Origin of the sequence: Accumulibacter sp. (genome assembly GCF_029255145.1) — a bacterium.
Classification (GTDB): domain Bacteria; phylum Pseudomonadota; class Gammaproteobacteria; order Burkholderiales; family Rhodocyclaceae; genus Accumulibacter.
In genome coordinates, this window is the sequence record NZ_JAPUVQ010000042.1 from 45,781 (window position 1) to 69,732 (window position 23,952).

General features: G+C 65.9%; 21 protein-coding genes and 1 pseudogene. 5 read left to right on the forward strand and 17 right to left on the reverse strand.

Annotated elements, in window-relative coordinates; translation table 11 throughout:
- Positions 1 to 9: 9 nt before the first annotated feature.
- From purH to Q1L50_RS04620, 10 genes are all read right to left on the reverse strand, one after another.
- Positions 10 to 1,575: a bifunctional phosphoribosylaminoimidazolecarboxamide formyltransferase/IMP cyclohydrolase gene (gene purH, locus Q1L50_RS04575; protein ID WP_300336241.1), complete on the reverse strand. Its 1,566-nt coding sequence runs from the start codon at positions 1,573 to 1,575 to the stop codon at positions 10 to 12.
- A 44-nt stretch (positions 1,576 to 1,619) separates the two neighbouring features.
- Positions 1,620 to 1,871 carry a helix-turn-helix domain-containing protein gene (locus Q1L50_RS04580; protein ID WP_300336243.1) on the reverse strand — a complete coding sequence of 84 codons (252 nt, stop codon included), beginning with the start codon at positions 1,869 to 1,871 and terminating at the stop codon, positions 1,620 to 1,622.
- Positions 1,868 to 2,920, reverse strand: a complete 1,053-nt coding sequence (dusB, locus tag Q1L50_RS04585) for a tRNA dihydrouridine synthase DusB (RefSeq protein ID WP_300336244.1) — start codon at positions 2,918 to 2,920, stop codon at positions 1,868 to 1,870. The genes Q1L50_RS04580 and dusB overlap by 4 nt, the downstream gene beginning before the upstream one ends.
- 182 nt (positions 2,921 to 3,102) lie before the next feature.
- Entirely contained in the window at positions 3,103 to 3,369 is a 267-nt protein-coding gene (gene minE, locus Q1L50_RS04590) for a cell division topological specificity factor MinE (RefSeq protein ID WP_300336245.1), read from the reverse strand.
- Positions 3,370 to 3,371: 2 nt separating this feature from the next.
- On the reverse strand, positions 3,372 to 4,193 hold the full coding sequence (gene minD / locus Q1L50_RS04595; protein ID WP_300336247.1) for a septum site-determining protein MinD: 822 nt from the start codon (positions 4,191 to 4,193) through the stop codon (positions 3,372 to 3,374).
- 103 nt (positions 4,194 to 4,296) lie between these two features.
- Positions 4,297 to 5,115, reverse strand: coding sequence for a septum site-determining protein MinC (minC, locus tag Q1L50_RS04600; RefSeq protein WP_300336248.1), 819 nt, complete (start codon positions 5,113 to 5,115; stop codon positions 4,297 to 4,299).
- Between the two features lie 79 nt (positions 5,116 to 5,194).
- Positions 5,195 to 6,349 carry an FAD-dependent monooxygenase gene (locus Q1L50_RS04605; RefSeq protein WP_300336249.1) on the reverse strand — a complete coding sequence of 385 codons (1,155 nt, stop codon included), beginning with the start codon at positions 6,347 to 6,349 and terminating at the stop codon, positions 5,195 to 5,197.
- A complete protein-coding gene (locus Q1L50_RS04610; protein WP_300336250.1) occupies positions 6,342 to 7,670 on the reverse strand; it encodes an aminopeptidase P N-terminal domain-containing protein in 1,329 nt (442 codons plus the stop codon). Before Q1L50_RS04610 ends, Q1L50_RS04605 begins: the two co-directional genes overlap by 8 nt.
- A complete protein-coding gene (gene murU, locus Q1L50_RS04615; RefSeq protein ID WP_300336252.1) occupies positions 7,667 to 8,365 on the reverse strand; it encodes an N-acetylmuramate alpha-1-phosphate uridylyltransferase MurU in 699 nt (232 codons plus the stop codon). The genes Q1L50_RS04610 and murU overlap by 4 nt, the downstream gene beginning before the upstream one ends.
- Positions 8,365 to 9,396 (reverse strand): phosphotransferase, encoded by a 1,032-nt coding sequence (locus Q1L50_RS04620; protein ID WP_300336253.1) that lies wholly within the window; start codon positions 9,394 to 9,396, stop codon positions 8,365 to 8,367. The genes murU and Q1L50_RS04620 overlap by 1 nt, the downstream gene beginning before the upstream one ends.
- An 892-nt stretch (positions 9,397 to 10,288) precedes the next feature.
- On the opposite strand from Q1L50_RS04620, the gene Q1L50_RS04625 reads away from it, so the two are divergent.
- The 4 genes from Q1L50_RS04625 to rsmA are packed head-to-tail and all read left to right on the forward strand — an operon-like array spanning position 10,289 to position 15,685.
- Positions 10,289 to 12,541, forward strand: coding sequence for an LPS-assembly protein LptD (locus Q1L50_RS04625; protein WP_300336254.1), 2,253 nt, complete (start codon positions 10,289 to 10,291; stop codon positions 12,539 to 12,541).
- A gap of 8 nt (positions 12,542 to 12,549) precedes the next feature.
- Positions 12,550 to 13,863 carry a peptidylprolyl isomerase gene (locus tag Q1L50_RS04630; RefSeq protein WP_300336255.1) on the forward strand — a complete coding sequence of 438 codons (1,314 nt, stop codon included), beginning with the start codon at positions 12,550 to 12,552 and terminating at the stop codon, positions 13,861 to 13,863.
- A complete protein-coding gene (pdxA, locus tag Q1L50_RS04635) occupies positions 13,860 to 14,870 on the forward strand; it encodes a 4-hydroxythreonine-4-phosphate dehydrogenase PdxA (protein WP_300336256.1) in 1,011 nt (336 codons plus the stop codon). The genes Q1L50_RS04630 and pdxA overlap by 4 nt, the downstream gene beginning before the upstream one ends.
- A gap of 35 nt (positions 14,871 to 14,905) precedes the next feature.
- Entirely contained in the window at positions 14,906 to 15,685 is a 780-nt protein-coding gene (rsmA, locus tag Q1L50_RS04640) for a 16S rRNA (adenine(1518)-N(6)/adenine(1519)-N(6))-dimethyltransferase RsmA (protein ID WP_300336257.1), read from the forward strand.
- A gap of 77 nt (positions 15,686 to 15,762) precedes the next feature.
- Here the strand turns inward: rsmA and Q1L50_RS04645 are convergent, their stop codons facing one another.
- The 6 genes from Q1L50_RS04645 to Q1L50_RS04670 form a co-directional block, all read right to left on the reverse strand.
- The gene (locus tag Q1L50_RS04645) at positions 15,763 to 15,960 is read right to left on the reverse strand and encodes a DUF2892 domain-containing protein (protein WP_300336258.1); all 198 of its coding nucleotides are present in this window, start codon (positions 15,958 to 15,960) and stop codon (positions 15,763 to 15,765) included.
- Between the two features lie 106 nt (positions 15,961 to 16,066).
- Complete coding sequence (locus tag Q1L50_RS04650; RefSeq protein ID WP_300336259.1) at positions 16,067 to 16,744, reverse strand: Crp/Fnr family transcriptional regulator; 678 nt, start codon at positions 16,742 to 16,744, stop codon at positions 16,067 to 16,069.
- Positions 16,744 to 17,511 carry an exodeoxyribonuclease III gene (gene xth / locus Q1L50_RS04655; protein WP_300336260.1) on the reverse strand — a complete coding sequence of 256 codons (768 nt, stop codon included), beginning with the start codon at positions 17,509 to 17,511 and terminating at the stop codon, positions 16,744 to 16,746. Before xth ends, Q1L50_RS04650 begins: the two co-directional genes overlap by 1 nt.
- 199 nt (positions 17,512 to 17,710) lie before the next feature.
- On the reverse strand, positions 17,711 to 20,848 hold the full coding sequence (locus tag Q1L50_RS04660; RefSeq protein ID WP_300336261.1) for an efflux RND transporter permease subunit: 3,138 nt from the start codon (positions 20,846 to 20,848) through the stop codon (positions 17,711 to 17,713).
- Positions 20,849 to 20,863: 15 nt separating this feature from the next.
- Complete coding sequence (locus Q1L50_RS04665; RefSeq protein WP_300336262.1) at positions 20,864 to 21,946, reverse strand: efflux RND transporter periplasmic adaptor subunit; 1,083 nt, start codon at positions 21,944 to 21,946, stop codon at positions 20,864 to 20,866.
- Between the two features lie 424 nt (positions 21,947 to 22,370).
- Positions 22,371 to 22,793 (reverse strand): amino acid-binding protein, encoded by a 423-nt coding sequence (locus tag Q1L50_RS04670; protein ID WP_300336264.1) that lies wholly within the window; start codon positions 22,791 to 22,793, stop codon positions 22,371 to 22,373.
- A gap of 329 nt (positions 22,794 to 23,122) precedes the next feature.
- Here Q1L50_RS04670 and Q1L50_RS04675 point away from each other — a divergent pair, with 329 nt between their 5' ends.
- Positions 23,123 to 23,341, forward strand: a complete 219-nt coding sequence (locus Q1L50_RS04675; RefSeq protein WP_300336266.1) for a hypothetical protein — start codon at positions 23,123 to 23,125, stop codon at positions 23,339 to 23,341.
- A gap of 36 nt (positions 23,342 to 23,377) precedes the next feature.
- Here Q1L50_RS04675 and Q1L50_RS19995 read toward each other — a convergent pair.
- Positions 23,378 to 23,795, reverse strand: a pseudogene (locus Q1L50_RS19995) (transporter).
- Positions 23,796 to 23,952 lie beyond the last annotated feature (157 nt).

Sequence of the window (23,952 nt, forward strand, 5' to 3'; positions counted from 1 at the left end):
AGCAACCGATCAGTGCCGGAAGTGCCGCGCGCCGGTGAACACCATCGCCAGTCCGTGCTCGTTGGCAGCGGCGATTACCTCCTCGTCACGCATCGAGCCGCCGGGCTGAATGACGGCCTTGGCACCGGCCCCCGCCAGGACGTCAAGCCCGTCACGGAACGGGAAGAAGGCGTCGGACGCGACACAGGAGCCCGCCAGGTCAAGGCAGGCGTTCTGCGCCTTGTTCACCGCGATGCGGGTGGAATCGACTCGGCTCATCTGGCCAGCGCCAACGCCGAGCGTCATCCCGGCGCCGCAGAAGACGATCGCGTTGGACTTGACGAACTTGGCGACGCGGTAGGCAAACAGCAGGTTTTCGATCTGAGCCTCGGATGGCGCCAGTTGAGTGACAACGCGGAGGTCGGACGCCTGGACATTGAAGCGGTCGGGCGTCTGCAGCAGCAGTCCGCCGCCGACGCGCTTCATTTCGAAGGCGTGATAGACCTTCGCCAGAGGCAGTTCGAGGACCCGCAGGTTCTGCTTGGCTGCCAGCAGCTCGCTGGCAGCGCTGGTGAACGCGGGCGCCAGCAGGACTTCGACAAAATGCTTGCGGGCGTTCATGGCGGCGACGACATCGACGTCCACCGTTCCGTTGAAGGCGATGATGCCGCCAAAGGCCGAGGTCGAGTCGGTCTGGAAGGCCTTTTCGTAAGCCGTCAGCAGATTGCCGCTGACCGCCACTCCGCACGGATTGGCGTGTTTGATGATCACGCAGGCCGGCGTGTCGAAAGTCTTTACACATTCCCAGGCGGCGTCGGCGTCGGCGATGTTGTTGTACGAAAGTTCCTTGCCCTGCAGTTGGCGGTAGTTGGCGATCGAGCCGGGGGTCGGCGCGGGATCGCGGTAGAAGGCGGCCTGCTGGTGCGGGTTCTCGCCGTAGCGCAGCGTTTCGACACGGTCAAAGGCGAGTTGCAGGTGCCCGGGGAAGGGCTGTGGCTGCTCGCCCTCGTCGAGTGATGTCAACCAGTTGGCGATTGCCGAGTCGTAACGGGCCGTGTGTACGAAGGCCTTCCTGGCCAGCGAAAATCGGGTTGCCAGGCTCAGTGCGCCATCGTTGGCAGCCATTTCGCTGAGCAGCGCCTGGTAGTCTCCCGGATCGGTGACGACGGCGACGCCGCTGTAGTTCTTGGCCGCGGAACGGACCATCGCCGGGCCCCCGATGTCGATGTTCTCGATTGCCTCGGCGAGCGTGACCCCGGCCCGGGCGATCGTTTCGCGAAACGGGTAGAGGTTCACGCACACCAGATCGATCGCCGGAATGCCGTGCTCTTCGATCGTCGCCAGGTGCTCGCTCACGTCGCGACGCGCCAGAATACCTCCGTGTACCTTTGGATGAAGGGTCTTGACACGGCCGTCGAGCATCTCCGGGAAGCCCGTGTAGTCGCTGACTTCGGTAACCTCGATCCCGGCGTCACGCAGCATGGCGGCCGTGCCGCCCGTGGACAAGAGCTTGACACCGTGAGCGATCAGGCCCTTGGCAAAGTCGAGAGCATGGTTCTTGTTGGAGAGGCTGAGCAGGGCTTGACGTATCTTCATAATGGGCAGACAGGCGACGTGGTAAGGAAGGGTAAGGACACGGTTCAGGAAATCAGCTGGTGGTCGACCAGTTTCTTGCGCAGGGTGTTGCGATTGATGCCGAGGATTTCGGCCGCGAAAGTCTGGTTGCCACCCGCCTGCCGGAGAACGACTTCGAGCATCGGGCGTTCGACGCTCCTGATCACCATCTCGTAAACCGCCGCCGGCTTCTCGCCATCGAGCTGCTCGAAGTAGGTCTCCAGCGCGCTGCGGACGAAAGAGGCGATATCTTCACCGTTATCGTGGTGTCGCTTCATGCGGCGAGATCCTCGCAAGGGCCATCGGCCCGGACGGCCGCATCCGGGCTACCGGCGACGTAGGGCAGGTGCTCGTTGTGCTCGGCGAGCGCCAGGAAAAAGTCATCGACCGCTTGCCGCTGCAGGGCGATGGTCTGCAGTTGATTCATCCGGTAGCGGAAAGCTGCCGAGCCGACCAGCCCTCTCGTGTACCAGGAAATATGCTTGCGCGCGATGCGCAAGCCGGTCTCGGTGCCGTAAAACTGGTAGAGATCTTCAAGGTGCCCAAGCAGAACCTGGTGAATCTCACCGACTCGCGGTGGCAGCAGGTGGCTGCCGGTCTTCAGGAAGTGCTCGATTTCGCGGAACAGCCACGGCCGGCCCTGTGCCGCGCGGCCAATCATGACGGCGTCGGCGCCGGTGGTGTCGAGCACATACTTCGCCGTTTCCGGCGAGACGATGTCGCCGTTGGCGATCAGCGGAATACGGGCCACTGCCTTCACCATCCGGATGGTGTCGTACTCCGCATGGCCGGTATAGCCGCAGGCGCGGGTTCGACCGTGCATCGCCAGGGCCCTGATTCCCGACTGCTCGGCGATTTTGAGGATGTTCAGGGCGTTGCGGTTGGCGGTGTCCCAGCCGGTGCGAATCTTCAGCGTCACCGGTGTCTGCGGTACGGCATTGACCACCGCTTCCAGGATCTGGCCGACCAGCGACTCGTTCTGGAGCAGCGCCGAGCCCGCCATGACTCGGCAGATCTTCTTGGCCGGGCAGCCCATGTTGATGTCGATGATCTGCGCCCCATGGTCCACGTTGTAGCGCGCGGCGTCGGCCATCATCAGCGGATCGGCGCCAGCGATCTGCACCGAGATCGGCGCCACCTCGCCGGCATGGTCCGCCCGTCGTCTGGTTTTCACGCTGCCATAGAGCAGGGAGTTCGAAGTGACCATCTCGGAGACCGCCAGGCCGGCGCCCATGCGTTTGCAGAGTTGCCTGAATGGGCGATCGGTCACCCCCGCCATCGGCGCGACAAACAGGTTGTTGCGAAGCGAGAATCCGAGGAATTCCATGGCGTGAGGTGCCGGTGGGCGCGAGGCAAGGGGACGATTCTACCTCGATTGCAGCCCGAAAAATAGACACTTGTCGTCTGCAAGCAGCACCCGAGTGCAGCGTCGGTGCTGCCTGTTTGCTGGAATCCCGAGCGCCCTGGCGGTGGCGCCTGCCGCACGCAGCCTGGCGATTGCCGTGCAGTCTATGGCCTGTTGCCGACGTCCGGCATGACGATGTTGACCTCGAGCACTTCCATGTTTCCCTGCTTTTCGATCGACACCTTGATGTCTTCCGGGTTGACCGAGACGTACTTCGAGATCACCGCCATCAATTCCTGCTGCAGGGCCGGCAGGAAGTCTGGCGCGTTGTTGCTGGCATTGCGCTCGTGGGCAATGATCAGCTGCAGCCGCTCCTTGGCGATGGCGGCCGTCTTGGGCTTGTTGCCGAAGATCAGGGAGAACAGGGACATCCTTATTTACCCCCGAAAATTCGCTTGAACAGGCCGGGCTTCTCATAGTCGACGAAACGTAGTGGAATGGTCTCGCCGAGGAAACGGCCAACCACGTCGAGATAGGCGTTGGCGACGTCGCTGCCGGCCAGATGGATTGCCGGCGACCCCGCATTCGACGATTGCAGTACCGCTTCGGACTCGGGGATGACGCCGATGATCGGTACCCGCAGGATCTCCTGCACGTCCTTGTAAGACAGCATCTCGCCGTCATTGACGCGTTTCGCCGAGTAGCGGGTGATCAACAGGTGTTCCTTGACCGGCTCGCCGCCGAGCAGCGCGCGACGCGACTTGGCCTGGATGATGCCGAGAATGCGGTCCGAGTCACGCACCGACGAAACCTCGGGGTTGCTGACTACCAGCGCCTCGTCGGCAAAGGTCAGGGCCAGCACCGCGCCGCGTTCGATGCCTGCCGGCGAATCGCAGACGACGTAGTCGAAGCCCATGTGTTCGAGTTCCTTGAGAACTTTCTCGACACCTTCTTCGGTCAGCGCATCCTTGTCGCGCGTCTGCGATGCGGGCAGCACGAAGAGGTGGTCGTTCTCGCAGTGCTTGTCCTTGATCAGCGCCTGGGTGAGCGTCGCTTCTCCGTTGAGGACATTGACCAGGTCATAGACGACGCGCCGTTCGCAGCCCATGATCAGGTCGAGATTGCGCAGCCCGACGTCAAAATCGATGACGGCAGTCTTGTACCCGCGCAGAGCGAGGCCCGAAGAAAAGCTGGCGCTGGTGGTGGTCTTGCCGACCCCACCCTTGCCGGAGGTTACGACGACAATACGTGTCACGGACGTTTCTCCGCAAATTAAAGAAGCGATTCTACCTGCAGAATGGCAATTCTGTTGCCTGGCGCGGCTGACCGAAGTGGCAGCCCGGGTGCCGGCAACACGGCTAGTCGGTCTTCAGGGGCTCGACGACCAGTTTGCCCGCAGGCTCTCCGGGTTTTTCGGTGAGTCTGATCTGCACTGCCTTGCCGGCCAGCTCGGGCGGAACGCCGCCGTCGAAAGTCCGGTACAGACCAGCCACCGAAACCAGCTGGGCGTCGAAGTGCGTGCAGAAGATGCGTGCCTCGGCCGAGCCGCTGGCACCAGCCAGCGCGCGACCGTGCAGCGGGGCATAGATGTGGATGCTGCCATCGGCGATGACTTCGGCGCCGGAATTGACCGCCGCCAGGACCACCAGGTCGCCACCACGGGCATAAAGCTGTTGCCCGGATCGCAGGGGGCGCGTGACGAACAGCGTTGGCGCGGGCGCGGCGGCGCCAGGCGCTGCGGGCGACGGCGTTGCCGGCGGTAGCGCGGCTTCCTCCGGGGCTTCGACTGCCGGCGCTACCGCTGGCGGTGTCGGCGCAGCGTCGGCTTCGCTGCCGGCCGGGATGCGCGGCGAACGTTCGGCGGCCGCGTAGGTCGGCAAACCGGCTTTGGCCGCGCTCGCGCGCAGTTCGTCGCTGCCGCCGCGCACACCAATCACGTGCAGGCCGTGCGCCCGCAAGACCTCTTTCAGCAGCAGCCATTTTGCTGACGAAGTTTCGCCCACCGCGGAAAGCTCAAGGACAGAAGCATCGCCATCGAAAAAGGGATCATCACCGAACAGCGCGCTGGCCGCCTCGGCCACTTCGCCAGGGTGCAAGGATCGCAGGCTGATCACGACGACCGGCAGGGTGGTTCCCTTGAACTCGATCAGTGGCTTGGTCTTGGTCGCTGGTGGCATGGTCACGGAGTTCAGGCGAGGATTGGCGGAGCGACGAAGTCTAGCTGAATCAACACGAAAAGCGAACTGCGCCGCGCGGCTAGGGCCAGGCCCTGGCTCCCCAGATCATTCGCCTGGCGACGAAGTGACGCAGCGGCGGGAACAGGTCGAGAGCCAGCAGGCCGGCGCCGCGCGCGACGCGCAGCGGCGCCAGGTCGTTGGCGAAGACGCGCGCGACGCTGTCGGTGAAGGCGATGCTGCCCTGGCGGTCGAGCCGGCGCCCGCGCGCGTACGAGGCCAGAGTGGCTGCGTCGCCCGGATCGCCGGCGGCGTTCTCGAGCAGTCTTTCGGCCAGTTCCCAGGCGTCGCGCAGGCCGAGGTTGAAGCCCTGGCCGGAGATCGGATGCAGGCTCTGCGCGGCGTTGCCGATCCACACCTGCCGCGGTCCGGTGAGTTTCCGGCGGACCCGCAAAGCCAGCGGGAAGCTCGCACGCGGGCCGCTGGCGACGAAATCGACGCGACTGCCGAACTGCGCGCGCAGGGCGGCGAGAAAACCGTCTTCGTCGAGGGCCAGCAATGGTGCTGCCTTGTCCGGCGGCGCGGCAAGAACCAGGGAGTAGTCGTTCCCGATCGGCAACAAGGCCAGCGGGCCGTCCGGCGTGAAGCGCTCCCAGGCACGCCGCGCGTGTCCCGCAAGCGGGCGGACCTCGGCGACGACGGCATGCTGCCGGTAATCGTAAACCCGAACCTCGGGGTCGTCGGCGGGCGTGCCTTCGGCGTGTACCACCAGTCTGGCCGACACGCGGCGGTTTTCGCCGGCGCGGTGCAAGGTGACCTCGCTCGCTTCGCCGCAGCTCTGGAGATCGATCACCGCGCAGTCGTCCCAGATCCGCCCGCCGTCGATCGGCGAGTCCAGGGCCGCCGCCAGATCCCGGTAGCGCATCACGTAGCCCAGCGCCGGGAGGTCGTAGTCACGCGCGTCGATCAGCGTCCGGCCGAAGCCGCCACGCTGCGAGACGTGGATGGTATCGATCGCCGTGCAGGTGTCAGTGTCCCACGCGCCGAGGCGTTCGAGGAGTTGCCGGGTTCCCTGCGAAAGGGCCAGCGCGCGCGGGTCGCCGGCCCAGGCACCGCGCTGGCGGCTGTCGATCAGCAATACGCTATACGGGCCGCCGGCCAGCGCCAGCGCCAGAGTCATGCCGACCGGGCCGGCGCCGACGATGGCAATGTCCACGCACTCGATCTGCTCAGTCATGGCGCATCACTTCCTCGATTTCGGCGATCGTTTTCGGCGCGTTGGTGTAGACGGCGCAGCCGTCGGCAGTGACCAGGACATCGTCCTCGATGCGCACACCAAGGCCATGCAGATGTTGCGGAATCCTGCTGCCGGGGCGGAAGTAGAGGCCGGGTTCGACGGTCAGCGTCATTCCGGGAAGCAGTTTGACCCACGCGTCGTCGGCGATGCCGGTCTTGTACTCGCCAGCGTCATGCACGTCGAGGCCCAGCCAGTGGCCGGTGCGGTGCATGTACCAGGGCTTGTAGGCTTCGCTCTCGATGGCGCCGTCGACGCTGCCGGCGAGCACTTTGAGATCGATCAGTCCCTGCACCAGAACGCGCAGTGCGGCCTGGTGATAGTCGGTGAACAGGGCGCCGGGGCGGACCGCAGCAAGCGCTGCCTGCTGCGCGGCCAGAACGACTTCGTAGACCTCGCGCTGCACCGGGCTGAAGCGGCCGCCAACCGGGAAGGTACGGGTAATGTCCGAAGCGTAGCCGTCAACCTCGCAGCCGGCATCGATCAGCACCAGCGACTGGCCGGCCAGCAGCTTGTTGTTGGCGACGTAGTGCAGAATGCAGGCGTTGGCGCCGCCGGCGACGATCGGCGTGTAGGCGTGGCCGTCGGCGCCGCGGCGGCGGAACTCGTAGCCGATTTCGGCTTCCAGTTCGTACTCGGCCATGCCCGGCCGGCAGGCCCGCATCGCACGGCTATGGCCGGCCGAAGCGATCTCGGCGGCGCGGCGCATGCTCTTGATCTCGTGATCATCCTTGATCAGACGCATCTGGTCGAGCAAGCCGCGCAGGTCACGTATTTCGCCAGGCGCGCGGCTGCCGCTACGGCTCTGGTTGCGAATCGCGTTCAAGGCCCTGGTGATCCGCTGGTCCCAGTCGGCGTCGTGGCCGAGCGAGTGCCACAGGGGGCCGCGGTTGGCGATCAGTTCGGGCAGTTTCTGTTCGAGACTGGCGATCGGGTGTGCTTCGCTGAAGCCGAAAGCCTTCGCCGCGGCTTCGGGCCCGTAGCGGAAACCGTCCCAGGTCTCGCGCTCCTCGTCCTTGTCGCGGCAGAACAGCAGCGACTTCGGTTCGCGGCCGCCGACCAGGACGATTGCGGCTTCGGGTTCGGGGAAGCCACTCAGGTACCAGAAGTAGCTGTCGAAGCGGTAAGGGTAATGCGAATCGCTGTTGCGCACGCGCTCGGGGGCCGTTGCCAGCACGGCGACGCCGTCACCAAGGCTGTCGAGCAGTCGCTGGCGGCGACTGGAATAGGGGGCATGCGTCATCGGCAGGGGTGGGCGAGTCATGGTGCGCGGGCAAGCTCCATATCGAGTTCGGTAAGACGTTCGGCGGTGCCGACGTCTACCCAGCGGCCCCGGTGCCGCTCGCCGGTGACGATCTTGTGCGCAATGCCGTCGTCGAGCAGCGGGCGCAACTTCATCGTCGTGCCGGCGGCAACGCCGGCAAAGAATTCGGGCCAGAAGACGCCGATCCCGGCGTAGGTCAGGGCGCCGCCGCGGTTGGCGCCAGCGGTCCGCAGCGGTTCGCCTTCGCCGTCGAGGCAGAAGTCGCCGCCGGGATGATGTGGCGGGTTGTCGACCAGCACCAGGTGCGCACGGCGCCGGTCGAGCGCTCGTCCGATCCGGTGCGCCAGCAAGACGTCCCAGTCGCACCAGATGTCGCCATTGAGCGCCAGAAAGGGCTGCGTGCCGAGCAGCGGCAGCGCCGCGGCGATGCCGCCGGCCGTTTCCAGCGCTCCCGGCGGCTCGGGCGAGTAGGCGATACGCAGACCAAAGGCGCTGCCATCACCCAGCGCCGCCTCGATCTTTTCGCCGAGGTGGGCGTGGTTGATCACCACCTCGTACCAGCCAGCCGCCGCCAGGCGTTGCAGGTGCCAGACGATCAGCGGCCGGCCGCCGGCTTGCAGCAGGGGTTTCGGTGTCGTGTCGGTGAGCGGCCGCAGGCGCTCGCCACGGCCGGCGGCGAGGATCATCGCTTTCATCAGAAGCTGTAGCCGACGTCGACCTGCCGGTCTTCGACCGCGTCGAGCAGTCGCGCAAGCGGCCGCAGCTCGCGGTAGCGCTGGCAGGTCCGGCGCAGGTAGCTCAGGACGCGTGGCATGTCGGCGAGGTAATTGCTCTTGCCGTCGCGATGACATAGCCGGGCGAAGATCCCGAGCACCTTGAGCTGGCGCTGCGCACCCATCCATTCGTAGTCGCGGTAGAAGTCGTGAAAGTCGGACGCCACTGGCAGCGCCGCCCCGCGAGCGGCCTCCCAGTAGCGGATCACGTAGTCCAGCTCGTGTTCTTCCGGCCAGTCGATATACGCGTCGCGATAGAGCGAAACCAGGTCGTAGGTCAGCGGCCCGTACACCGCATCCTGAAAATCCAGGACCCCGGGGCTGGCCGGAAAAGCGCCTGTTCCGCCGCCGACAAGCATCAGATTGCGCGAGTGATAGTCGCGATGGACGAAGACCCGCGGCTGACGCAGGTTGTTGTCGAGGATCGCGGCAAAGGTGGTCTTCAGCGTTGCCTGCTGGCGATCGTCCAGAGTCAGGGCGAGGTGGCGCCTCAGGTACCACTCGGGAAACAGCGCCAGCTCAAGGCTGAGCAGGGCATGGTCGTAGTCGGGCAGGACCCCGGGCCGGCTGGCGAGCTGGATCGCCAGCAATGCCTGATTGGCGTCATGGTAGAGTTGCGGGGCTGTGCTGCGGTCCTGCAGGGCACTCAGGTAGGTCGTGCTGCCGAGGTCGGAGAGCAGCAGGAACCCCTGCGCCAGATCGTGTGCGAGGACCTCGGGCACATGCACGCCGGCGCCCTTAAGCAGCGCCGCGACCGCCATGAACGGCCGGCAGTCTTCTTTTTCCGGTGGCGCGTCCATGACGATCCGCGCCGTCTGATCCGGCAGCCTGACGCGGAAGTAACGCCGAAAGCTGGCGTCGGCCGAGGCCGCTTCGATCGGCAGTTGCTGACCGGGGAAATCGGATTCGAAGCGCTCGTGGACCCAGTCGCGCAGCGCGGCGGTACGCGGCATGCCGCTTCTCCTTGGACGTTGATGCTAAAATCGGTCAATTTTATCACCGGCTCGCTGTCCGAGGCGTCGCCAGAGACAAGCAGCGCAGGCACCTTTCACTGACTACTCCAGAATGACGTTTCCTTCGCGGCAAAAGCCGCTGACTTTGCTCTGCTGCTATGGTTTGGCGGGTACCCTTGCCGGCAGTCTGCCTGGTACGGCGGCAGCGCAGGCCTCACCACCGCTGCGGGTCGATCCGACTCTGCTGGGCCTGCCACCGTTGCCGCGGGTGGCGCGGCCGCCGGTTGCGCCGGCTGGCACGCCAGCCGTAGAAACCCGGTCGGTGGAGGCGCCGGTGGTCGACCAGCAGCCGCTGCAGACGCCACCGGTGGCGAACGCTCCGGCACCGCTTGAGCAGGCCGAGCAGCGAGACTCCGGGCCTGGCCGGCAGGCGACAGACAGCGCTGCGGCAAAGCTACCGACTCCACCCGAGGCGACATCGGCTCCCGTGCCGGCGCCGGCGCAGGCTGTTTCGGAGGCGGCAAGGACGTCGCAGGAAGCCGCGGCGGCAACGCTTTCGGTGCCGGCCGAGGAAGCGTCGCCCGTGTTCAAGGCGCCAGCACCGCGGCCGGCCCCGGAGGCGAGGCCGTCCGTGCCGACGCTGGTAACGCCGGTTCCGTCGGCTGGCGCCGTGGCGCCGCTGCCTGAGTCGGCATCGCCGGCCGCTGCGCCCGCGGCGGAAGCGATTTCCGCTCGGTCTGAACAGCCGGCGGCCACGGCGTCAACCCTGGCATCGCCAGCGCCTGTTGAGCAGTCGGGGTCCGTGGGTGTTTCGCCGTCCCGTCCGCCGGCCACGTCGGTTGCCAGGGCGACGATGCCGCCCGGGCCAGCAGCCGACGGACCACAACCGTCGGTGCTGAGCGCGCAACGAATCTCGGGGATCATAGACCGCGAGGTGATCGCCGAGGATGAGGCGGAACTGCGACAGGGCGACAAGGTATTGACGGCCGACCGCATGACGTACTGGCCGGTTGACGACGAGGTCGAGGCAGTCGGCTCCGTGCGCTTTCAGCAAAACGACGATGTCATCTCCGGGGTCAAGATGCGGATGAAGCTCGAAGATCAGTTTGGTTTCTTCGACGACGCTTCGTACTTCGTCAAACGACCGCCGAAGGAAGCGGTCCGTGCGCGGAGCAGCACGCCAAGCAGCGAATTCACCAGCGGTTTCGCGGCGCCACGGGCTTTGGACATCGCGCCCGGACAGACCAAGGTCAAGTCGCGGGACCGCGCGAAAACTGGCGCTACCGAGGCTCGTGGCGAAGCCGAGCGCATCGACTTCGAGGGCGAGAACCAGATCCGCCTGAGCACCGCGACCTACACCACCTGCAAGCCCGGAAACGACGATTGGTACCTCAGCATCGCCGATCTCAAACTCGACTACGACAACGACGTGGGTACCGGCAGCGACGCCACGGTGCGCTTTCTTGGCGTGCCGATTCTCCATACGCCGTGGATGTCGTTCTCGCTCAACAATCAGCGCAAGTCGGGTTTCCTCACCCCGACCTATGGTTCGAGCAGTGACAATGGCATCGAGTTTACCCTGCCCTATTACTGGAACATCGCGCCGAACATGGATGCGACGCTCGAGCCGCGCGTGCTCACCAAGCGCGGGCTGGAAATTGGCACTACCGTGCGTACCATCAACGAGGCTCTCGGCGGGTTCTATTCGAGCAACGCGCGCCTTGAGTATCTCCCCAACGACCGGCAGGCCGGCATCAATCGCTGGGGGGTGGCGCTGACGCACAACCAGGTGACCGCCAACGGCTTTTCGGGAGCGATCAATTACAACCGGGTTTCAGACAGCGACTACTACACCGACCTGTCGAGCCAGATTTCCAAGACCTCCGAGACGCAGCTCCTGCAGCAGGGGATGCTGACATACGGTGGTGGCGGCTGGTGGAATGCGATGGTCAATGTGCAGTCTTACCAGACGCTGCAGCCCGACCCCAAGAATCCGGTCACGCCGCCCTATCGCCTGATGCCGCAGATCACCCTGAACGCCCGGCAGCCGGACCTGTTCACGACCGACAGTTCGCTGTTCGGGCAATACACCTATTTTATCCATCCCTCGTCGGCCAAGGTCGAGGGCCAGCGAGCGGTGCTGCAACCGCAGGTCTCGCTGCCCTACGTCACCCCGGGGTGGTATGTGACGCCGCGAGTCGGCGTCAACGTTACCCAGTACGCCTTGTCGTACCCCGTTTCGGTAGCCAATGACCGCAGTTCGATCAATCGCAGCTTGCCGATCTTCAGCGTCGATTCCGGGATGACCTTCGAGCGGCCCAGTAACTGGTTCGGTCGTGACTATACGCAGACCCTCGAGCCTCGACTGTACTACCTGAACATTCCCTACAAGAACCAGAACAACATCCCGGTTTTCGACACGGCGCTGGCTGACTTCAACTTTGCGCAGATCTTCGCCGACAACCAGTTCTCCGGCTGGGATCGCATCAACAACGCCAACCAGTTGACAGCCGCCGTCTCGTCTCGCCTGATCGACCCCACCAGCGGTGCCGAAATCATGCGCGGAATGATCGGCCAGCGTCTCTACTTCACCGACGACAAGGTGACGCTACCAGGCACCACCGCACGCAAATGGAGCAATTCCGATCTTCTGGCCGGGTTTACCGGCCAGGTGCTGCCCCGAGTGTATGCCGACGCCGCCGTGCAGTACGACCCCGGTGATCAGCAGTTCCAGCGTTACTCGATCGGGGCGCGCTACTTTCCGGAAGCTGGCAAGCTGCTCAATGCCTCCTACAGTTACAACACGCAGGCGGCCACGCCGATCAATCAGGTAGACGTCTCCGGGCAGTGGCCCATCAGCGGGCGCTGGCAGGCGGTCGGTCGCTACAACTATTCGTTCGAGCAGAATACGCCGGTCGAGATCATCGGCGGTCTGGAATACAACGCGGGTTGCTGGGTGTTGCGGGTGGTTGGCCATCGCGTTCAGACTGCCGAGGCGACTTCGTCGACGAGTGCCTTTGTACAACTTGAGCTGAGCGATTTTGCCCGCCTGGGCTCGAGTCCCCTGAACCTTCTCCAGCGCCGGATTTCAGGCTACGGTGTAGCCAATCACCCGATGACCGACTCGGCCCTGGCTGAACAGTAGGCTTGACCATGATGCTCTTCTTTCGCACGCTGCTCTTGTTCGCCTGCCTGGCCGGCGCGGCGGCCGCGCAAAACCCGCCCCGCTCGTCGGCCGCCCAGCCGGTCGCCGCCGACCGCATCGTTGCCGTGGTCAATGACGAAGTGATCACCATGTACGAGTTGCGCTCGCGCCTCGACTCGGCCCTGGCCCAGTTGCAGAAGCAGGGGACAGCGCTGCCGCCGCGTGCGACGCTCGAAAGCCAGATGCTCGAACGGCTGGTGATGGACAAGGTGCAATTGCAGTTTGCCCGGGAAGTGGGCTTGCGCGTCGACGACGCGCAACTCGACCAGGCGCTGCAGCGCATCGCGGCCAACAACAAGATGTCGCTGCCCCAGTTTCGTGTCGCTCTGGAAAAGGACGGCATTGCCTTTGCCAGCTTTCGCGAGGAGATTCGTGCCGAAATGACCATCGCGCGTTTGCGCGAGCGCGAGGTGGACAGCAGGATCTTTATCTCTGAAGGCGAGATCGACAACTACCTCGCGGGCGCGACGGGGAAGGGCGGCAGCGGTGAGGAGTATCAGATCGCGCACATCTTGCTGCGTGCGCCCGAGTCGGCAAGTCCCGAGCAGATTCAGAAGCTGCGGGCCAAGACCGACCAGATCGTCGACCGTTTGCGGCAAGGCGATGATTTCGCGCAGCTTGCTGCCGCCTATTCGGACGCGCCTGACGGTTTGAAAGGGGGTGACCTTGGCTGGCGTCCGCTCGATCGCCTGCCGGCGATGTTTGCCGAAGTGGCAGTGACGCTCAAGGTCGGCGAGGTCTCTCCGGTTCTGCGCAGTTCGAACGGTTTCCACCTGGTCAAGCTGCTCGGCAAGCGCGGAGGCGGCGCCCTGCCGGCGGTGCAGCAGACGCACGCCAGGCACATCCTGATCAAGGTCAACGAACTGGTGTCGGAGCCTGAAGCGCGGCACAAGCTCGAGGGTTTGCGCGAGCGGATCAAGTACGGCGAGAGCTTCGCCGAGTTGGCCAGACTGTTCTCGCAGGACGGGTCGGCGTCGAAGGGCGGGGATCTGGGCTGGATCTACCCCGGTGACACGGTCCCCGAGTTCGAGCGGGCGATGAACCTCCTGAGCCCCGGCGAACTCAGTCAGCCGGTTCAGTCGCCGTTCGGCTTTCACCTGATCGAAGTGCTCGAGCGGCGCGTCCAGGATGTGTCGAGCGACCGCCAGCGCTCGGCGGCGCGGCAGACGCTGCGTGATCGCAAGCGCGATGAGGCCTACCAGGACTGGCTGCGCCAGACCCGTGACCGGGCCTACGTCGAGCTTCGGCTGGAGGAGCGTTGAGCGAGGCCAGCCGCTTGCCGGCGATCGCCGTCACCTCCGGCGAACCGGCCGGAATTGGCCCCGACATCTGTCTGCGCCTGGCCGATCGCTCGCTGGCTGGGCGCTTCCACGCCCGCCTGGTGATCCTGGCAGATCGTACGCTGCTTGCCGAGCGGGCTGCGGCACTGCAGCTGCCGGCGCCCTTGCGCGAGTGGGACCCGGGGTTGGCACCGCAAGCCGGCATGCTCGACGTGCTGCATCTGCCGCTGGCGGCCAGTGCCGACCCGGGTCGTCTGAATCCGGCCAATGCGCCTTACGTGCTGGCGCTGCTCGACCGGGCGCTGGCCGGTTGCCAGCGTGGCGAGTTCGCGGCGATGGTCACCGCACCGGTGCACAAGGGTGTCATCAACGATGCCGGCATTCCGTTCACCGGGCACACCGAATACCTCGCCGAGCGCACGGCAACGCCGCGGGTGGTCATGATGCTCGCCGGTGGCGGCCTGCGGGTGGCGCTGGTGACGATCCATCTGCCGCTGCGCGAGGTGCCGGCGGCGGTGACCTGCAGGGCCGTCGAAGAGACGCTGCGCATTCTGCACGCCGAGATGGGAGCGAAGTACGGTATTGCCCGACCGCGCATTCTGGTCGCCGGTCTCAACCCGCATGCCGGGGAGGGTGGCTACCTCGGTCGTGAGGAAATCGAGGTGATCGGCCCGGTGCTCGACAGCTTGCGTGCCGAGGGGATGACGCTGCTCGGGCCACTGCCCGCGGACACGATGTTCTCGCCGGCGGTTCTGGCACGCGGCGACTGCGTCCTGGCGATGTACCACGACCAGGGGCTGACGGCGCTCAAGTACGCGAGCTTTGGCCACGGCATCAACGTCACGCTCGGCTTGCCGATCATTCGCACCTCCGTCGATCACGGGACCGCGCTCGACCTGGCGGGCAGCGGCCAGGCCGATTCCGGCAGTCTGCTGGTGGCCGTCGAGCAGGCCATCGAGATGGCCGAGCGGGCCGGCGGCGAGTGCTGAGTGCGTGCGTCCGTGCGCGCTGAAGCGGTGACGCCGTGAGTGCACACGTCGCCCGCAAGCGTTTCGGGCAGAATTTCCTGGTCGACCAGCAGGTCGTCGCCGACATCGTCGCCGAGCTTGCCGTGCAGCGTGCCGACCTGCTGGTCGAGATCGGCCCTGGCCTCGGTGCTTTGACCGAGCCGCTGCTGCGGCGGCTCGACCACCTGCATGTCGTCGAGATCGACCGCGACATCGTTGCCCGGCTCCAGCAGAGGCATCCAGCCGACCGCCTGACCGTGCATGCCGGGGACGCGCTGAACTTCGACTTCGGCACCCTGGCCGGAGCTACGGGTCGCCGCCTGCGGGTCGTCGGCAACCTGCCCTACAACATCTCGACGCCGCTACTCTTTCACCTCGCCAGCTTTGGCTGCTGCGTTCGCGATATGCATTTCATGTTGCAGCGCGAAGTCGTCGAGCGGATGGTCGCCGATCCTGGAAGCGGCGACTTCGGGCGGCTGTCGGTGATGCTGCAATACCGCTTCGTCATCGAGCCACTGTTCGAGGTGCCGCCAGAAGCGTTCAGTCCGGCACCCAGGGTTCACTCGGCGATGGTCCGGCTGATTCCTCGTCCACCGGAGGAGTTGTCGGCGGCCGACGAAAAAGGCTTCGCAACGGTGGTCTCGCTGGCTTTCGGACAGCGCCGCAAGATGTTGCGCAACAGTCTTAGGAGCCTGGTCGACGATGGCCAGCTGGCGGCGCTCGGCGTTTCTCCTACGGCCAGGGCCGAGGAGCTGTCGGTCGCCGACTACCTGCGCCTGGCCAACAGCCTGAAATGAAAACGGCGTGCCGCGATGGCACGCCGTCGATACTGTAGGTTCTGGAAAAGACGGGCACAGTCCGGCAAGTCCGGCGATCAGGCGCTCTTCTTGACCGGGCAGGTGCTCGCCCCTAGCAGGCTGTAGGCTGGGCAGACGCCGAACAGGCCGGTCAGCAGCGGGACTGCGCCGATCCAGCCCCAGGCGCCGACGACTCCGAGGGCGGCCATGCCGAGCAGCGCGATGCCGACGACAATGCGCAGAATCTTGTCGATTCCACCGACGTTGGTTTTCATGATTGGCTCCGTGAGTTGTTGTGAGTGACGGGGCCAGAATATCGAGTCGCGCTGCTCGCGTATGTAACCGCGGTCACACAGCGACGCTTCACGCACGCAATCGCCGTCAGCGATTGCTCTCCGCCAGCTGCTGCAGTCCAGCCCGGTCGATCACCACAATCTGCTCGCGGCCGAGCTTGACCAGCCCCTGCACGGCGAAGCCCTTGAGCAGGCGGCTGACGATCTCGCGGACGCTGCCGAGTTCCTCGGCCAGCGCCTGGTGCGTGCTGCGGATGCCTTCGCCCCTGGCGAGCAGCAGTTTGGCCAGGCGCTGGTCGAGACGATGGAAGGCCACTTCCTCGACCAGCTGCATCAGTTCGGCGATCCGTTCGGCGAACAGGTGGAAGACGAAGTCGCGGAACATCGCGTTTTCGGCGACCAGGATCGCGAACGTCGCGGTCGGCAAGACCAGCAGCGACAGCGGCGTCTCGGCGACGCCACGCGCGGTGTACGGCGTGTGGCCGAGCAGGCAGCTCGAACTGATGATGCACGAGCCTCCCGGCTCGACGCGATAGAGCAGCATCTCGCGGCCGCTGGCGGTGCTCTTCACCACCTTGATGGTGCCGGCGAGCAGCAACGGGAATCCCAGGCAGTCCTGCCGTTCGCTGAACAGCTGGGCGCCCGCCGGCACCTGGCGCACGGCGCTTGCCGGGCACAGGGCCGCCAGCTGTGCGACGGGCAGCGAGCGCAGCGCCGGGTACAGCGTCAGCAGCGCCGGCGGCGAACTGTCGGCGAGCGCCTGCATCAGTCGGCCAGCTCGGCGCTTACCGGCGCGTGGTCCGACGGTCGCTCGAGCTTGCGCAGCGCACGCTCGACTCCGGCTGCCGTGCAGCGCCCGGCGAGCGCTTCGGAAAGAAGAATGTGGTCGATGCGCAGCCCGCGGTTTTTCTGGAAACCGAGCATTCGGTAGTCCCACCACGAAAACGTCTTCTCGGGCTGCTCGAAGAGGCGAAAACTGTCTTTCAGACCGAGCCCCAGGAGGTTCTGGAAAGCCGCGCGCTCGGCCGGCGAACAGAGGATCTGCCCGGCCCATTGCTGCGGGTCATGAACGTCACGGTCGTCCGGAGCGATGTTGAAATCGCCGGCCAGCACCAGCCGCGGATTCGCCGCCAGTCGCTCGGCGAGCCATCGGGTCAGCGCCGCCAGCCATTCGAGCTTGTAGGCGTATTTGTCGCTACCGACCGCCTGGCCATTCGGCACATAGGCGCAGACCACGCCAATTCCACCGATCGTCGCCGCCAGCAGGCGTTTTTGCGGATCCGGGTAATGCGGGTTGCCGGCGACGATCTCGGTCGGCTGTTCGCGCGCCAGCAGGGCGACGCCGTTGTACGTTTTCTGTCCGGAGTAGACGACGTGATAGCCGGTGTCCTCGATTTCCTGCCGCGGGAAGCAAGGGTCGTCGAGTTTGGTTTCCTGCAGGCAGACGACGTCGGGCTGCTGTATCGCCAGCCAGTCGAGCAGCTGCGGCAGGCGGACCTTTAGGGAGTTGACGTTCCAGCTGGCTATTTTCATGGGGTCCTGCAATCGTGGTCCTGCGATCGGGTAGCGATGAGGTCTGGGTCTGGCCGGGCGGTGTTGGCCGGCGCCTTCGGCAACGCATCAGGCTACCCCAGGTGGCACATTGTGCCAGCCCTCGTCGAATCGGGAAACCGCGCTGTTCGAGAGGCGACCTCGCTGCCGCTTGTCGCTCGCGCCACCGGCCCCATGGCACTCATTGCTGGCGTCGCCAGCTGCTCCAGAAGGACGCTCGCGTCGCCGGCCGGCGTTCGCGCATGAACGCCAGATAGAGCAGCGGCACGGCGAACAGCGTCAGCACCGTCGAGAAGGTCAGCCCCCAGACGATGCTCGACGCCACCGGTCCCCACAGCAGGCTCTTGCCGCCGATCCCGAAGGCCAGTGAGAACAGGCCGCCGATGGTCGTCGTGGTGGTGATCACGATCGGCACGACGCGCCGGCGCGCGGCCAGGATCAGCGCATGGATGCTGCTCATGCCACGCTGGCGGCGGTCGTTGGCGGCGTCGATCAGGACGATCGCCGAGTTCACGCCGATGCCGGTCAGGGCGATCACCCCGTACAGCGTGTATAGCGATAGCGGGTTGCCCGACAGCGCCAGCCCGAAGGCGACGCCGGTGAAGGCCAGCGGCACGGTGACCAGGATCATCAGCGGCTGCCAGTAACTGGCAAACTGCGCCGCGAGGATCAGGTAGATGAGCCCGACGCCGAGCAGGAACAGGATCTTCATCGCCGCCAGGCTTTCCTCGATATCCTCGAGTTCGCCGGAGAAATCGAGACTGACGCCGGGATGGCCGGCGCGGATCTGCTCCCACGCGCTGGCGATGATGGCGTTGGCCGCCGCGGTGTCGGTGCGCTCCTTGTCCAGGTTGGCTTCGACGGTGATCGTGCGGCGCAGGTTGTAATGACGGATGAAGCCGCGTCCGGGCGAGATCTCCTGCGCGACCAGCGCGCCCAGGCGGGTAATCTGGCCATCCGGCAGGGCGATCGGCTCGTTCAGAAAGGTCGCCGGGTCGAGCCGCGCGCTCCGCTCCGAGCGTACTCGCAGCTCGATCTTGTCGCCCTCGTCGCGGGTGAAAGCGACCACCTCGCCGTCAATCGCGATGCGCACCTGCCGAGCCAGCTGCGCGGCGTCCAATCCCGCCTTGCGCAAGGCGTCGCGATCGAGCCGCAGGGTCAGCTGCGGGCGGCCGGGAACGTTGTCGTCCTGGACGTCGCGGGCGCCGGGGATGCTCGCGGCGATCTCCTTCAGCGCGTCGGCAGCGGCCTGCAAGCGGCCAAAGTCGTCGCCGCGCACCTTGACGCTGATCGCCTTGCCGGCCGGTGGCCCGCCGGAGAGCACGGTAAAGCTCTTGCGCGCCAGCCCGGGTACCGCTTCGACGGCGGCGCGCATCTCCTCGACCGTTTCGCTCACCCCGCGCGCGCCCCTGACGAGCGGATTGAGCGAAACGATGACCTGCCCGTAAGGGTCACCGTAGAGCGGTTCGGTATCGGTGAACTTGACGCCGGCGTTGGCATAGACCGAGCGTGCTTCGCCGCTCACGCCGATCCCGTGCAGCTGGCTGCGGACCACCTGCTCGACCGCCTGCGTCTCGGCACGGGTATCCTCGAGCGTTGCCGTCGCCGGCATGTCGACGTTGACGTAGATGATTCGCATCGGGTCGAAAGCGAAGAACTGCACCCGCACAACGCCGCCGGCGACCAGCCCGACGGCCGCGACAACGCACGCCACAGCCAGCGCCGCCAATCGTTTCGGCCGCCGCAGCACGTACGCCAGCGCCTGCCCGTAGCGCAGGCGGATGCGGCGATTGAAGTCCTTGCGCCAGAGCTGCAGGGGTGACGGCCGGTCGAGACGCAGGCCGCTGGCGACGACATGCACCGGCATCATCCAGAACGCCTCGACCAGCGAGATCAGCAGCGCCAGGGTGACCACGAAGGGAATGATGAACATGAATTTGCCGACGATTCCCGGCAGCAGCATCAGCGGCAGGAAAGCGGCCATGGTCGTCGCCACCGACGCCAGCACCGGTGCCCACACCTCGCCGATCGCGTCGAGGCTGGCCTGCAGCGCCTGCTGCCCGCGCTCGATCCGATAGTAGGTCGCCTCGACGATCACCACCGCGTCGTCGACCAGCAGCCCGAGCGCGATGACCACCCCGAGCAGCACCGAGACATTGACCGTGTGGCCCATCGCGGCGAGTACGGCGAAGGTGCCGAGCAGCGAGAACGGGATCCCCAGCGACACCAGCACGCCGATCCGGCCGCCGAGAAACAGCCAGCAGACGGCGAGCACCATGATCACGCCGTACAGCGCGTTGGTCTGCATCACGCCGATCGCTTCCCGGGTCGGGATCGTCTGGTCGTCGGCCAGCGTCAGCTGCAGGCCGCTGGCGGCGAGCACGGCGTTCTCCCGGTCGATCAGGCTGCGCAGGCGGTCGACCAGTTCCAGCGTATTGCTGCCGGCTTTCTTGTTGATCGACAGCGAAATCGCGTCGCGGCCGTCGGTCGACGCGTACTGCGTTGCCGGCGCGCGCGCGCGCTCGATGCGCGCGACTTCGTCCAGCCGCGCCGAGAGCTCGGGGCGCGACGCCGAGCGGACCGGCAGCGTGGCCAGCGACTCGGGGTCGGTGAACACCCCCTTGACGCCGACCGACCAGGCGCTGCCCTGGCCTTTCAGTGTGCCGCCGGAAACGTCGCGGTACCAGGCCTGCACGCCGTCGGCGACGTCGGTGCTGGTCAGTCCGCGCGCCGCCAGTGCCTGCGGGTTGACGCTGATCAATAGCTCCGGGTCGCGCAGCCCGGAAGCGATGACGCTGTCCACGCCGTTCATCCGTTCCAGATCGGTCTTGATGCGGCGCGCGTTAAGGCGCAGCGTCTCGTCGTCGGCCTGCCCGACCAGCAGGATCGACGCCGTCGGAAAGCCGTTGGAAGTGGTGATTTCCATCACCAGCGGGTCCTTGGCCTCGGGTGGCAACTCGGATTTGGCCTTGTTCTGTATTTCGCGACGCAGGTCGTTCATCCGCTTGTCGAAATTGCGCTCGGAAACCTCGCGAAAGCGAACCAAAATCGTCGAGATGTTCTCGCGCGAGGTCGAGATCACGAAGCGGACGTCGGCAACGCCCTTGATGCCGTCTTCGAGCGGGTTGGTCACCAGCCGCTCGACCTCTTCGGCGCTCGAACCGGGCAGCAGCGTAGTGATGTTCACCCAGTTGAAATTGATTTCGGGGTCCTGTTCGCGCGGCATCGTCAGATACCTGAGCAGCCCGAGCAGCAGCACCACCGCGAAGGCGACGTTGGCCAGCGGATGGTTCGAGATCAGCGCGCGCATCAGCTTCATCGTCTGCGGCCTGCCCTATCTGATCGCCGCGCCGTCTTGCAGGGTCGCCTGGCCGCGCACCACCAGGCGCGTCCCGGCCGGCAGGCTGACCGCCGCCGCCCGCCCTTCCTGCGCGCCGGGCAGCGCCACGAAGCGCGCGATCTTGCCCTGCTGTACGAAGACGCCGATCGCGTCGCCGCGCCGCACCAGTACTTGCGCCGGCAGGTGCGGCTGCGGCTCGTTCCAGAGCACGCGGCCGTCGCTTCCCGGCGGCACCGGCGATGCCGCGCTGCTGGCAAAACGCAAGCGCACTTCCTGCGTGCGCGCCGGCGCCGAAACCGTGCCACCGACGCGCAGCAGGCGCAGCGGGTAGCTTTGCCCGCGGGTCTCGAAAACGATCTCGCGGGCGCGGCGCAGCCCGGCGACGTCGGCCGGCGCGATCTTCGCGCTGACTTCGGCGGCACCGGTTTCGGCGAGGACGTAGAGGACGCTTCCCGGCGTGACGACTTCGCCGGTCTGCGCCAGGCGCTCCATGACGCTGGCCGCAAACGGCGCGCGCAGGGTCGCTTTCGCCAGCTGGCGCTGGGCGGTCGCCAGCTGCGCACGATTCGCCGCCAGCTCGCTGCGCTGCAGCGCCACTTCGGTGTCGCGCTGCGCCTGCGCCTCCTGCGAGAAGAAACCCTGAGCCACCAGCGCCTTCGACCGCTCGCGTTGCTGCTCGGCCTGCTTGAGGCGTGCCACCGAGCCGTCCACCGCCGCCTGCGCCTGCTGAACGGCCAGCCGGAAGTCGGCCGGGTCGATTTCGACCAGCACCTCGCCCTTGCTGACCGTGCTGCCGGCTTCGGCCGTCCAGCGCCGGAGAACGCCGGTCACCTCGGCGGAGATCCTGGACTCGTTGCGCGGAATGACGCTGGCCGCGATTTCGCGCTGCGGGTGGATGACGAGTGCGCTGAGCGGCTCGGTCGCGATGCTGACCGCTGGCGCTTTCGCGGCGGCCGGCGCGGTCTGGGCGCGTGCCGTCGGCAAGGCGGCGAGCAGCAGGCAGGCCAGCAAGAGCGCTGCCGCTGCGGGTCGCCGTGCTGGCCGCGCCATCGGTGCGGGTAAGTCGCAGGCTTGCATGTCACGTCGCCGGGTCGGCGCCAGGGAATGTCAGGTGGGTGCCGGCAAGGTCGCCAGCGCAAGGAGCGAAGTATCCGCAGCAAAGGCGCCGCGGTCAAACCTGTTGTTGTCCTTACGAGGCGCGCGGGCGGTCGTGTTCTGCAAAAAACAGAGAAGCGTCTACCGCGACGTTAGAGGCTTCGGCGGGAAGCGGCGCCTTGCTTGCCCAAGGCAAGCGCGCACTCGTTGTCGCCGATGGAACCGACGTCGTTAGCGTTACGGCGGACACCTGATGCAGCAGCGCGGCGCGGCCGCAGTCCCCATTTCACCTCCCGACCGCCCGAGGCACACTCCCTTGGCGGCCGGTGTCGGAGAAAGCTTGCCCCCTCCTCGCGCGCCGCACGGGGTCACGAGTGTGATTGCTCGCCTGCCAAGGTGGGCGTCATCAGGCCTGGCCCAGGATTGCTGCCGCTTTCTTGGCGTCCTGCAGCGAGTCTACGGCCGCGTAGGCAATGAATTGCGTGCCGAGCACCGAGGCGGAGAATCCCCGCAGGTTGATACCAGCGTCAGCAAGCTTTTGAGCCAACTCCGCGACAATGCCGAGTCGGTTCAGGCCAATGACTCGAAGCGAGTGGAGGGTTTGCGTAACGTTGAAGCCCACCTGTGCGGCGGCGGCGATCTCCGCATCGCCCTGTAGCGGGGTGACGAAAACCACCGCCTTCCCCGGTTGATCCGGCGCCCGCCGCGAGATGACAGACTGCAAGTCTGCCCCCGCCTGGTTCAAGACAGTCAGCACCCCGGCCAGCCCGCCGGGTTTGTCGTCGATGGTTGAGGCCCAGACTTCAGCATGTTCTACGATTAGATCCATCTCGAATCCTCCTTCTTGCGAAGTGTTGGGACACTTAATGTATAGACCAAGACCGCTTGCTCTGCCATGAAGATTGGATGCTCGCGAACGGAGCCAACATTGTTCGCGTGACGCCGGACAGCGGATCGCAGTGGCGAAGGGTGGTAAGCGCAAGCACTATCCGATTTACCGAGCGATTGCCGGAGGCACGCGTCTTGGCCTCTCTTGCATTGGAGAATCGTCGTGCCAGAACCAACCGGTAGTGGTTCGCCGGGCCGCGGCGTTCAAGGTGGTCGGAGGGGTAGCGACGGGGGGCGCTCGCAGTTCGGTACTTCCGGCTGCGGGAGTGGGTGGACCTGGTGACCGGGTTCGTAGCGCTGGGCGGTGTGATCTTTGGCTGCGGCCGGCCGGGCGACCAGGCGACTGGCAGCCCGATCGCCGCCGAGGCGGTGCGTCGGATCGGCGAGTTATATGCGATCGAAGCGCAGGCCAAGAACAAAACAGAAGGGGAACGCGCTGCTCTGTGCCGAACCTGCAGCCAGAAGCGCCGGCCGCCCTTCGGCCGTTAGGCCGGAAATGGCTCTTAGCCGATTGCACGACCATCGCTACCTGCGGGAATCGCCAAGCGGAATACTCAGCGTAGCGAAGACCGCATACCCTTCGACGCGGTTCTGTGCCCCGAACTCCCGGTAGCCGCGCAGGCCGGCGTAGGCCGCCCGGCCATTGAACTTGACCACGTAGCCGATCTCGGGGCCAAGCGCTGCGACGCGCGACTTGAACGCGCCGACCTTGTTGCCGCTGCCGCTGTCGCCGCTGAGTTGCTGATACACGTAGCCGACCCACCCCAACCTGCCAGTTGGCCGACAGGAACTGCGAGGCGGCCCAGCCGAGGTGCGGGTCGATGCCGTTCTTGACCTTCGTGTCCGGGTTTTCCCGGTTGTAGGTGACGCCCAGCCCCGCTGAGACCTCGCCGTCGGTGCTGTTGTAGTGCGTCCCCAGCGGCGCAGCCTGCCACGGCGTCATGGGTCCATCCTTTCGGTCGGGATCACGACGACATGACGTGGTCTAATTTCCCTGGACACCTCGATAGGTGGATGATCCACCTTTAGAGGAGCAATTGATGAGCCAAGAACGCAAGACGTTCGACCCGAGCTTCAAGCTGCAGGTCGTTCAACTGATC

Excerpts from the sequence above, each read along its gene's own strand:
- purH (WP_300336241.1), bottom strand. The coding sequence starts at position 1,575 with ATGAAGATACGTCAAGCCCTGCTCAGCCTCTCCAACAAGAACCATGCT.
- Q1L50_RS04580 (WP_300336243.1), bottom strand. The coding sequence starts at position 1,871 with ATGAAGCGACACCACGATAACGGTGAAGATATCGCCTCTTTCGTCCGC.
- dusB (WP_300336244.1), bottom strand. The coding sequence starts at position 2,920 with ATGGAATTCCTCGGATTCTCGCTTCGCAACAACCTGTTTGTCGCGCCG.
- minE (WP_300336245.1), bottom strand. The coding sequence starts at position 3,369 with ATGTCCCTGTTCTCCCTGATCTTCGGCAACAAGCCCAAGACGGCCGCC.
- minC (WP_300336248.1), bottom strand. The coding sequence starts at position 5,115 with ATGCCACCAGCGACCAAGACCAAGCCACTGATCGAGTTCAAGGGAACC.
- Q1L50_RS04605 (WP_300336249.1), bottom strand. The coding sequence starts at position 6,349 with ATGACTGAGCAGATCGAGTGCGTGGACATTGCCATCGTCGGCGCCGGC.
- Q1L50_RS04610 (WP_300336250.1), bottom strand. The coding sequence starts at position 7,670 with ATGACTCGCCCACCCCTGCCGATGACGCATGCCCCCTATTCCAGTCGC.
- murU (WP_300336252.1), bottom strand. The coding sequence starts at position 8,365 with ATGAAAGCGATGATCCTCGCCGCCGGCCGTGGCGAGCGCCTGCGGCCG.
- Q1L50_RS04620 (WP_300336253.1), bottom strand. The coding sequence starts at position 9,396 with ATGCCGCGTACCGCCGCGCTGCGCGACTGGGTCCACGAGCGCTTCGAA.
- Q1L50_RS04630 (WP_300336255.1), top strand. The coding sequence starts at position 12,550 with ATGATGCTCTTCTTTCGCACGCTGCTCTTGTTCGCCTGCCTGGCCGGC.
- Q1L50_RS04645 (WP_300336258.1), bottom strand. The coding sequence starts at position 15,960 with ATGAAAACCAACGTCGGTGGAATCGACAAGATTCTGCGCATTGTCGTC.
- Q1L50_RS04650 (WP_300336259.1), bottom strand. The coding sequence starts at position 16,744 with ATGCAGGCGCTCGCCGACAGTTCGCCGCCGGCGCTGCTGACGCTGTAC.
- xth (WP_300336260.1), bottom strand. The coding sequence starts at position 17,511 with ATGAAAATAGCCAGCTGGAACGTCAACTCCCTAAAGGTCCGCCTGCCG.
- Q1L50_RS04660 (WP_300336261.1), bottom strand. The coding sequence starts at position 20,848 with ATGAAGCTGATGCGCGCGCTGATCTCGAACCATCCGCTGGCCAACGTC.
- Q1L50_RS04665 (WP_300336262.1), bottom strand. The coding sequence starts at position 21,946 with ATGCAAGCCTGCGACTTACCCGCACCGATGGCGCGGCCAGCACGGCGA.
- Q1L50_RS04670 (WP_300336264.1), bottom strand. The coding sequence starts at position 22,793 with ATGGATCTAATCGTAGAACATGCTGAAGTCTGGGCCTCAACCATCGAC.